The sequence below is a fragment of the Treponema vincentii F0403 genome (assembly GCF_000412995.1).
In the GTDB taxonomy this organism is placed as follows: Bacteria; Spirochaetota; Spirochaetia; order Treponematales; family Treponemataceae; genus Treponema; species Treponema vincentii.
The window spans coordinates 902855-912091 of the sequence record NZ_KE332512.1; the positions used below are offsets into that span (position 1 = coordinate 902855).

Genomic DNA, 9237 nt, shown 5'->3' on the forward strand with positions numbered 1-9237 from the left:
TATGATAGAACAATTTGTGTCCGATCTTACCTTTGACGGGCAGCAGTATGCGGTGATTGTCCGCGCCCCCGTATCATCGGGGATTATTTCCGCCGTACATCTGCCGCCCTTACCCGAAGGATACGCTTTTTACGGAGCCGCACAGCTTCCCGCTCACAAAACCGTGGAAGTATTCGAACATCCGCTCCCTATTTTTGCGGACGGAGAGATAGACTATAAAGAACAAGCCGTCGGCATTCTTGCCGGCGATAATGCGGCAACGCTCGAATCGCTGCGAAAAGAGATCGGCATAGAACTGGAGCCTATCCCCGAAGACAGCTTTGAAGCGGGACGGCCGCACACACTGTTCGACTATCCTATCATTGCACGGGAAGTACGCACTGCCGGCGACATCGATTCAATCTTTGAAACCGCCGACTCTACCGTTTTCTCGTCGATTAAAATAGGTTCGCAGTATGCAGCACGATCGGAGCCCTTTGCCGCTCTTACGGTGTTCCGCGAAGACGGACTTGACGTTTATGTGCCGACCCAATGGCCGTTTCATGTCCGTGCGGCGGTTGCGAAGGCAACAGGACTTGCGGAAGAAGCTATCATCGTGCACCCGACCCAAACCGGCGAAACGTTCAACGAGCTTTTATGGTATCCGTCTCTCCTTGCCTGCCAGTGCGCCGTTGCGGCGGTTTTGCAGCGGAAAACCGTTTCGCTCAATCTATCGGCGGAAGAAAGCAGGGCGGCAGCGCCTAAAACGCCGGAGATGATTATCGAACACAAATCGGCGCTATCCGGCACCGGGACGATTGCCGCAATGCAGATTTCGATTATTGTCAATGCCGGCGCCTGCTGCCCGCTGATCGACAAAATACTCAAACAAATAACCGCCGCCGCATTAGGGCCGTACAGCGTACCGAACTACCGGATAGAAGCACGGGCGTCAAACACGGCGGAAGGGCTCATCGATATTTTCGAGGGATGGGGCGACTATTACGCCTCAAACGCGCTGGAAAACCACATCAATAAGATTATTCAGGAATACAATCTTTCTCCGGCGGAATGGCGCGTAAAAAATATGCCGGAAAATTACGGCGCCGTTTTTTCAAGCCTCTTTGAACTCCTAACCGCAAAAAGCGATTTTACCTGCAAACACGCCGCGTATCGCGTTTTTAACCGGGGCAAAAGAGACAAGCGCGACGGCCGCTGGCGGGGCATCGGTTTGGCGGCAGGCTTCCAATACGGCGGATGCGCTGCGGACTTTACGTATTCGGCGGAACTGACGCTGGATATTCATAACAAGCTTTTAATCAAGGCGGAGCCGGCAGAGGAAGATGTAAAGAAACTTATCCGGAAACTGGCTGCAAAAAGGCTGGAAATTGCCGAAACCGATATTACTTTTGCCGGCCTTACGACGGCCGATATGAACGTTTCCGGGCCGGCAACTGCCGGAAATACCGACGGGATTATTCTCCCCCTAATCGAGCAATGCCTTACCGATTTGCAGGAGCAGCGCTTCCGCAATCCGCTGCCGATCAGTATTTCACGGGGCGCCGGTGCCCCGCAGAGCGATGTTCAGCAGTCAGAAAATGAGACGAATGAAACCGGCGTTTTGTTTGTTTCGCAGACGCCCGCAGCCTGCATTATCGAACTTGAAATGGATACGGTTTGTTATGACATACGGATCCGGAAGATATGGTTTGCTTGCCGTCCCGGAAAAAACTACGAAAAAAAGCAGATTCTCAATGCTCTGCGTAAAAATATTGCGGCGGCATTATCGCGTACCGCTAAAGAAGCTTTGCCTTCGCTCGAAACCGGCGAAAGTCCCCTTCCCTATTCGGAATACCGGACTATTCTCCCGAATGAAATGCCTCCTCTTTCCGTGGATGTTCTCGAACGGGGAAAATCGATGAGCGGCTTTGATTCATGCGCACTGAATATACTGCCTGCGGCATACCTCGCGGCGTTGAACCAAATCCTGCTGCGTGTCCCTGCGCGGATAGATACGCTGCCCATCCGCACGGAACATTTATTTAAAGCTTTGACGGGGAAAAAATAATATGAAGATACGATTTCATCTGAATAACGTGGCGGTAGAGATTGAAGCAGATGCCGACGAGCGGCTGGCGGATGTGCTGAGGAGGGACTTCGGATTGCTCAGCGTACGGAAGAGCTGTATGCAGGGCACCTGCGGGTCATGCACGGTGTTGTTAAACGATCATCCGGTACCGTCCTGCAGGCTCCCCATCTTTGCCGTAGCGGGAAAAAGCATTATCACACTCGAAGCCTTTAGTGCGACACCGGAGTACAATGACATTATCGCCGCATTCGACAAAGAAGGCATCACACTGTGCGGCTTTTGTTCCGCAGGTACGATTTTAACCGCTCACAGTATCGTACAAAAACACTGGAACCCCACCGACGAGCAAATACGGGACGCCTATATCGGCATTATGTGCCGGTGTACCGACATCGTTTCGATCACCGCAGCGTTAAAGCAGGTATGCCGGTCAAAGAGGAGCAAGCGGCATGAAAAATAACTACACCGTCAATACCGCAAAAAGCATGGCGGAGCTCTACACGCTGCTGCAAAACCACACCGACATCACCCCGCTTGCCGGTACTACCGGATTACTCAAGGATTGCCGTACCGACCGTTTTATATTACCGGAATCGATTTTGCTCCTAAAAAACATCCCCGAACTTGAAACCATCGCAAAACGGGAACGCTTCATCGATTTCGGTGCGGCTGCAACCCTTAATACAATTTTAGAGCTGGGAGAAAAAAACGTACCGGCGATTCTGTATCAGGCCATTTCGCTTGCGGCAAATCCGGGAGTCCGCTCCCTTGCGACCATCGGCGGAAATATCGCCCAAGCACCGATGCAAAACTCCTGTCTTATCCCGCTCCTTGCGTTGGATTCAAAGATTGAAATACGGACACGGAAAGAAACGTTTTGGATGCCGCTGATTCAGTATTGCGACGAAAGCAGCAATGTCCTGCGCCATACTCCGCACATTATTCTCCGCGTACGCGTTCCGTTTGAAGAATGGACTATCTCATATTACAAACGGCTCGGACCGATCGGGCACATTACCGCCGATACCTCCTCGTTTGTGTTTCTTGCCCGTGCGCAGAAAAATTTGCTTTCCGATATCAAACTGTTGTTCGGCAGCAAACAGCTTATAAAGAGTAAAGAGTTTGAAAACCTTTTAACCGGAAAAGGACTGCCCATCGACCGGCGCAGCGTAGGCGCATTAATGAAGGAAACCGAAGATATTTTCAACGATACCTTTTCCGCTGCGGAGATCTCGGAATTCCAAAAGGCGTGCTTTTTGAATTTAATTGAAGAGAGCATATACTTACTGACCAATTAAACGTAGCGGAAAAAACGGATGTATATATGGCACAGATTATAGACGGCAAAAAGCTTGCCGAACAATTAACTCAAGCGGTAACACGGGAAAATGCGGCATATTGTACACGGCATCCGCAGCCATGTCTTGCGATTGTATCATCGGGGACAGATCCCGCCTCGCAAGTATATATTAAAACTAAAATAAATGCGCTTGAAAAAGCGGGAATGCGGAGCAGAATTATTCCGTACCCGGAAACTATCAGCGAACAGGAATTGGCGGCGTGTGTGCAAATGCTGAATGCCGACGATACGGTTGACGGCATTTTGATTCAGCTGCCTCTCCCCTACCCGCTGGACAGCCGGCGGATTCTTGCGCCGCTTGCCCCTCACAAAGACATTGACGGATTTACACCTGAAAATTTAGGACGATTGCTTACCGGCAGGCCGGGGTTTATTCCCTGCACGCCGCAGGGAATTCTGTATGCGCTGCGGGAATACGGCATACCGCTTAGCGGCGCTCATGCGGTTATTGTAGGGCGGTCTGCCATTGTCGGGAAACCCCTCACCGCCTTACTCACTGCCGCGGATGCAACGGTTACGCTGTGCCACAGTAAAACAAAAGACCTTGCAGCAATCACGCGGCAGGCGGATATTTTGATTGCGGCTGCGGGGCACCCCGGTCTCATTACCGGCAGCATGATAAAAAAGGGCGCCGCAGTTATCGACGTGGGGATAAACCGCATTCCCGACCCGTCCGCACCCAAGGGCAGTAGGCTTACCGGCGACGTTGATTTTGAAAGCGCTGCCGAACAGGCCGGCTGGATTACACCGGTGCCCGGCGGGGTCGGACCTTTAACCGTAGCGATGGTCTTGCGGAATACGCTCCGCGCCGCACAACTTCGGCACGGCTGTTTGCCGGAGCCGGAAATCGGAGCCGATACGGAAACGGACGGATGCTAGTACTCAAGCGCACCGCAAAGCAACCCGATTTACAGGCAGGTTCCGGCTCCTCATCGCCTGACATGCTAACGGGCGATAATGAGGAGGCAATACTTTTGCCGGAAGCGTCGGCGGAGCTTACCGTAAAAAAATCGGTGTTCCGCGCCGAGGTGTTTTACACGGATAATGCGCAAACCGCAAAAGAGATTGTAAAACGGCAAAAGACAGGGTACCGCGATGCCCGGCATGTAGTGCATGCTTTTGTCATCGGAGAAACCGGCGCGGTGCTCGGATGCAGCGACGACGGAGAACCGGCAGGGACTGCAGGACAGCCGGTACTTGCTGTCCTAAAAGGAAGCGGCATTACCGATATCTTGGTAACGGTTACCCGCTGGTTCGGCGGCACTCTTTTGGGAACAGGCGGTTTGGTAAAGGCGTATTCTGCTACGGCAAAAGAAGCACTCACTCAAGTACACACGGAGCCGCTCATTCAAAAAGCGGAGTTTACCTGCGAATGCAGCTATGAAGATCACAACCCGCTGCTCCGCGCCGCCGCTTCCCTGCCGGTAACCTTTGCACATACGGAATTTGCGCAAACCGTCCGGCTGAGCGGCTCGATCCCGCTTGCATACCGTGATGACTTTGCACAACTGGTTACGGAAATTACCAAGGGAGCTTCTTCGGTACACTTCTCGGAATAGGAACCGGCTCCAAAAACAAGGGGCAGATTTTGTTTGTTGATTAGGAGAAAACAATGTTTAACAGCATCAGCGGGACACTAACCGGTAAAACGGCAGAATCCGTTTACATAGAAACGCACGGCATTGAATGGGAAATTTTTGTGTCTACTCTGAGCGCAGACCGTTTCGGAGCCGCAGGCAGTACGGTGCGGGTCTATACATGGCTCTATCACCGGGAAGATCAGATGCGGCTGTTCGGTTTTTTAACGCCTGCGGAGCGGAGCCTTTTTTTGGATTTAACGAAGGTTGAAGGAATCGGTCCGAAACAAGCACTGAAGATTCTTTCCGGCCTTGACAGCGCTGCGCTTGAAGCAGCCCTTGAGGCGGGAGACGTTGCCCGGCTGCAAAGCATTCCCGGAATAGGGAAGAAAACGGCACAGAAGATGGTACTTGCCTTGAAGGGGCAGCTGACGGGACTGCAGGATAGCGGCCGAGCGGAAACGGCAAAAAAATCGGAATTTGAAGATATTATCATCGCCCTCATCGACATGGGGTATGACCGAAAGCGTGCTGCCGAAACGGTTGACGCGGCTGCACAATCGATGCGAACGCAAGGCATCGATCCTACTGCAAAAGAAGAAGAACTATTCCGCACTGCCATTGTCAATTTAAGCTCAACATAATTCATAATTATGCATTCTTAATTATGAATTTTCTCCATTTTTCAAGCCATTTTTGCATCCGTGCTATATATAAAGGGTATGGAGGCTCAAAATGGAAAACACCTATACCTTAACCCTTAAAAACGATTATTTATTCAAGCTTCTGCTCGGCTCGGAAGAAAACAAAGCCTGCTTGCAGGACTTTCTTGAATGCGTACTGGACATGCCCGCCGGTATGATTACCGACCTTGAATTACTGGACAAAGAACTTAGTAAAGATGAGATAACCGATAAGACCGGCATTCTCGATGTTAAGCTTCGCCTAAAAGACGGCACAACAATCGATATTGAAATTTCGTTTACCGATAGACGTCCATGTCTATCGGTAAACACGAGTTTTGCCATTCGGCAAAACGTCGCTGCTGCTTGAAACCAGCGGCATCCGTGCCGCTTCTGAAACGGAGTTGCGTAAAAAGCATACCTGCTCAGCTTTTATTTTAGAATAAGCTTTGGAACAAAGGCGGGTTCTTAGGGTAGAACCCTAAGCCGTAGTTTTTCTTTTGGGGGTTATAGGGGGTATTTTCTTTTTATCGGAAAAAAAGAAAATACCCCCTAACTTGTTCTATTGGGCTAAAATGTACATTGAAGGCTTCAAAGAAGGTGAACCGTATACCAGTCTTACAAGATGCATCGCCATCAATTTGATCTCCCAAGGATTTAAGCTCAATAGTGAGGTGCACTCTGCCTATCGCATACTGGAACAACAAACTTATCAACAGCTCACTGATTTATTAGAAATCCACTTTCTGAACTTGGCGGCAGTAAAAGGGACTAAGATACGGCAAGCTATCACTACCAAAAAGCAGGAAAAACTGTTAAACTGGTTGCGGTTTATAGAAACGGACGATAAGGAGGAGAGAGCCATGTTAGCGACAACTTCACCGATATTACAAATGCTGAATGAGAAAATCGATGTTCTCAGCTTGAATCCTGAAGAACGGAAGCTGTATGAATCAAGAATGAAGCTGAAAAGCGACATAGCAACCATTTCTGAAGTGCAGTTCAAAGCAGGAATCGAATATGGCCTCGCCGAAGGAGAAGCCCGTGGACGCTCAGAGGGTTCCCGTCAAAAAGCACTCGAAACGGCACGCATTTTAAAACAATTAGGCGATTCCGTACAAAAGATAGCACAGGCAACCGGTCTCTCCCAAGCAGAGGTGGAAGCGATAAAATAATTCATAATTAAGAATTATGAATTATGCATTATTTTCCCCTTTGCCGAACTCGATATTATCACCAAGGCAGCCGAGTATCGGACGGCCGGCCGTATCAAAGCCGCAGTTCACCTTTTTGAACTTAAGTCCACCACCCTATGCGGGTACAATAATCGGCACTCCAAAGATCGTTAGGCAAATTCTATAAAGAATCCAATTTTTTCAATATTTCTTCTTTTTCGTTTTGAAGAGCTTTATTTGTAATATCTATGGCCGTGAGTAAGAATTAAAGAACGGGCATTGCCAAAACCGATACACAGTTCGGCAATGTCAGTCCTCTGTTGACAGGATCGCTGAAAGAGCTTTCTAGCTAATCCGAAACTTATCGGTTAACTGCTCTTTCGTGCGTTTATTCTCTACACCTTGAAACAGGTTCAATCAAAAGGGCTTGGATGACTACTGAAATGAATAGTTCTGTGGGTCACCAACGATGGTGATGTCAAACTTGTAAGAAAACTTATCTTTTACTGCCTGCTTTGAAGTCAACAGAACATAGTCCTCTTGTTTTTCACCGCTGCCGGTATAAGTTATTTTACCGTATGCTTCGGGTTCGGGATCAAATTTTCCTGTTTTTTTAGCATTAGCTTCATTATCTTTATTCCATTCCTCGACAAAGAGTTTAATTTTCTCTTTCGACACATCTGTCCGCTGCAAGTCATATCTCTTTGCAAAATCCTTGTAAAAATAATTCCATTCTGCATTTTTTACCGCTGTTTCCCGTTCTGCAGGGGTTTTTACTCGCGCACCCATCTGCTTATTTGCAGCAAGATATTCCTCTTGTGTCATAGCATGCTTACAGCCCATAACCGATGCTGCGGCTAAGACAGCAAAAAGAAAGACAACTACCATTTTCGTGCTTTTCATAAGAAAGCCTCCTTGAATAAAAGTTGTCTTCCATTGTACCCCCCCCCCCCCCCCTCGAGGTGTCAAGGGAAAACTTAGAACTTATTGGACAAAGAAGAGAGATGGTATCACTCCTCTTAGCTTTGCTCCTGACGCGGATTGGTATTGTTGTTGAAAGCAGAGGCTGGTTCCACTGCAACTGCATCATCGGAGTCCGTATTTCCATTTAGTAATTTTTAATTAAAAATGATGAATTATCCTCATTTTTCAAGCCAAAAACATCTAAAAGTCATATAAGGATTGTAGGAGGAGTGAATGACACAAAAACCTTTTGAAGACCTCACCATTGCAGATGATTTCATGTTCTGTAAGGTTATGGAGTATGAACCTATCTGTAAAGAATTTCTTGAGATGCTTTTTAATGCTAAAATCGAGAAAATCACGTATCTATCGTCCCAAAATACCGTTACCGCTAATTCCGGAGCCAAAACCGTCCGACTGGATGTATTAGTAAAAGACAAAGCCGGCACATCCTACGATATTGAAATGCAAGTTGGAAATGAGTATAACATACCGAAACGGATGCGGTATTATCAGGCTGTGCTGGATGTCGCCTTTTTAGATAAAGGCTATTCCTATAAAGCGCTCAACGAAAGTTATATCATCTTTATTTGTCTATTTGACCCTATCGGCAGTAACAGAGCAGTCTACACGTTTGAAAATATCTGTATTGAGGATAAAAGGCTCCCCTTACAAGATGGAACCAAAAAGATTATACTAAATGCGAACTCGTTTAGAACCGCAGATAATAAGGAATTACAAGGCTTTTTACAGTATGTAAAAACCGGCAAAGTAACGACAGCATATACAGGGAGGATAGAGCAAATGATACAAACAGTAAAACGCAACGAACAGCTGCGGAAAGAATACCACATATTACCGGCAGTATTGATGGATGCCTTTGATGAAGGCGAAGCCCGCGGTTCCCGTCAAAAAGCGCTCGAAACAGCACGTATCTTAAAACAATTAGGCGATTCCGTACAAAAGATAGCGCAAGCAACCGGTCTTACCCAAGAAGAGGTCGAATCAATTGGTAATGGGTAATGTGTAATTGCCCATTAATAATCGCTTCTTTCTTCCCGAAATCTAACTGCTAAGCCGCGAAGTGCACAAAGACATAGAACAATCCATTTCAAAAATCTATACTCTATGCTATAATGCAGTCAGTGAGAGGGAATCGCTATGTCTACTGCAAACAGAAAATATAAAGACTCGGTATTTGTTGACCTATTTAGTGAAGATGAAAAGGCAAAAGGAAACTTCTTATCGCTGTATAATGCTTTACACGGAACAAACCTTCAGCTTTCCTGTCCTGTAGAAAACATAAAGCTTGATAATGTCATGTACATGAATATTGGCAACGATGTTTCCTGCCTTGTAGACAATAAGATTATCGTTCTTGCTGAACACCCTCGCTCAAGAATGTACATCC

General features: G+C 47.7%; 10 protein-coding genes and 1 pseudogene. 10 read left to right on the forward strand and 1 reads right to left on the reverse strand.

What is annotated here, in order from left to right; translation table 11 throughout:
- The first annotated feature begins 1 nt into the window (after position 1).
- The 8 genes and pseudogenes from HMPREF1222_RS04030 to HMPREF1222_RS04065 all read left to right on the forward strand — a co-directional run bounded on the left by HMPREF1222_RS04030 (position 2) and on the right by HMPREF1222_RS04065 (position 6863).
- Entirely contained in the window at positions 2-2047 is a 2046-nt protein-coding gene (locus HMPREF1222_RS04030; RefSeq protein WP_016518322.1) for a molybdopterin cofactor-binding domain-containing protein, read from the forward strand.
- A gap of 1 nt (position 2048) precedes the next feature.
- Entirely contained in the window at positions 2049-2528 is a 480-nt protein-coding gene (locus HMPREF1222_RS04035; RefSeq protein WP_016518323.1) for a (2Fe-2S)-binding protein, read from the forward strand.
- Positions 2518-3366, forward strand: coding sequence for an FAD binding domain-containing protein (locus HMPREF1222_RS04040; protein WP_016518324.1), 849 nt, complete (start codon positions 2518-2520; stop codon positions 3364-3366). Before HMPREF1222_RS04035 ends, HMPREF1222_RS04040 begins: the two co-directional genes overlap by 11 nt.
- 26 nt (positions 3367-3392) lie before the next feature.
- The gene (locus HMPREF1222_RS04045; protein WP_016518325.1) at positions 3393-4307 is read left to right on the forward strand and encodes a bifunctional 5,10-methylenetetrahydrofolate dehydrogenase/5,10-methenyltetrahydrofolate cyclohydrolase; all 915 of its coding nucleotides are present in this window, start codon (positions 3393-3395) and stop codon (positions 4305-4307) included.
- Complete coding sequence (locus HMPREF1222_RS04050) at positions 4301-4987, forward strand: IMPACT family protein (RefSeq protein ID WP_016518326.1); 687 nt, start codon at positions 4301-4303, stop codon at positions 4985-4987. The genes HMPREF1222_RS04045 and HMPREF1222_RS04050 overlap by 7 nt, the downstream gene beginning before the upstream one ends.
- Before the next feature lie 53 nt (positions 4988-5040).
- On the forward strand, positions 5041-5649 hold the full coding sequence (gene ruvA, locus HMPREF1222_RS04055; RefSeq protein WP_006187515.1) for a Holliday junction branch migration protein RuvA: 609 nt from the start codon (positions 5041-5043) through the stop codon (positions 5647-5649).
- Between the two features lie 91 nt (positions 5650-5740).
- Positions 5741-5983 (forward strand): annotated as a pseudogene (locus HMPREF1222_RS04060) (PD-(D/E)XK nuclease family transposase); the annotation flags it as partial.
- A 262-nt stretch (positions 5984-6245) separates the two neighbouring features.
- Positions 6246-6863: an Rpn family recombination-promoting nuclease/putative transposase gene (locus HMPREF1222_RS04065; RefSeq protein ID WP_280452043.1), complete on the forward strand. Its 618-nt coding sequence runs from the start codon at positions 6246-6248 to the stop codon at positions 6861-6863.
- A gap of 435 nt (positions 6864-7298) precedes the next feature.
- On the opposite strand, the gene HMPREF1222_RS04070 is transcribed toward HMPREF1222_RS04065, so the two are convergent.
- Positions 7299-7766: a hypothetical protein gene (locus tag HMPREF1222_RS04070; protein ID WP_016518329.1), complete on the reverse strand. Its 468-nt coding sequence runs from the start codon at positions 7764-7766 to the stop codon at positions 7299-7301.
- 294 nt (positions 7767-8060) lie between these two features.
- Between HMPREF1222_RS04070 and HMPREF1222_RS04075 the strand changes: the two genes are divergently transcribed.
- Together HMPREF1222_RS04075 and HMPREF1222_RS04080 are read left to right on the forward strand one after the other, a co-directional pair.
- The gene (locus HMPREF1222_RS04075) at positions 8061-8849 is read left to right on the forward strand and encodes an Rpn family recombination-promoting nuclease/putative transposase (protein ID WP_016518330.1); all 789 of its coding nucleotides are present in this window, start codon (positions 8061-8063) and stop codon (positions 8847-8849) included.
- Positions 8850-8987: 138 nt separating this feature from the next.
- The coding region (locus HMPREF1222_RS04080; RefSeq protein WP_016518331.1) for a hypothetical protein at positions 8988-9237 on the forward strand (250 nt) is incomplete at its 3' end.